Origin of the sequence: Microvirga sp. GCM10011540 (assembly GCF_042650665.1) — a bacterium.
GTDB lineage: Bacteria > Pseudomonadota > Alphaproteobacteria > Rhizobiales > Beijerinckiaceae > Microvirga > Microvirga lenta.
The window spans coordinates 1-517 of the sequence record NZ_JBHSBQ010000044.1 but is presented as its reverse complement, the minus strand read 5'-3'; the positions used below and the strand labels follow the sequence as shown (position 1 = coordinate 517).

Annotated in this window: 1 protein-coding gene; it reads right to left on the bottom strand. The window is 60.7% G+C overall.

The annotated features are described in order from the left end of the window. Positions 1-29: 29 nt before the first annotated feature. Positions 30-517, bottom strand: a 488-nt coding sequence (locus ACFOYU_RS15145) for an IS3 family transposase (RefSeq protein WP_377034229.1), incomplete at its 5' end; no start/stop codon positions are given.

The window sequence follows — 517 nt, the reverse complement described above, 5'->3', positions numbered from 1 at the left end:
TGATCTTCCCTCGATTAAGTGGACACCGGTTAGCTCGCTGTCCGCTCTGCTTGCTCGGGCGTGAGATACCCGAGCGCCGAGTGAATGCGCTGCCGATTGTAGTAGCCCTCGATGTAGACGAACAGATCCCGCCGGGCTTCTTCGCGGGTCACCCAGTTCCGCTGATGGACCAGCTCTACCTTCAAGGAATGGAAGAACGATTCCATCGGGGCATTGTCGTAACAACAGCCCGTCCGGCTCATTGACGCCTTCGCCTTCATCAGAGCCAGTTGTTGGGCATAGGCCTCAGCCGCGTATTGGCTGCCGCGATCCGAATGATGAATGAGCCCAGGGCTTGGCTGCTGCCGCTGGGCTGCCATGATCAGAGCGCCAAGGGTCAGCTCGGTGCGCATATGATCACGCATCGCCCAACCCACCACCTTCCGGGTGGCTAAGTCCAGCACGGCCGCCAGGTAGAGCCAGCCCTCACCGGTTGGAATGTACGTGATGTCGGCCAGCCACACGCGGTTGGGTCCCG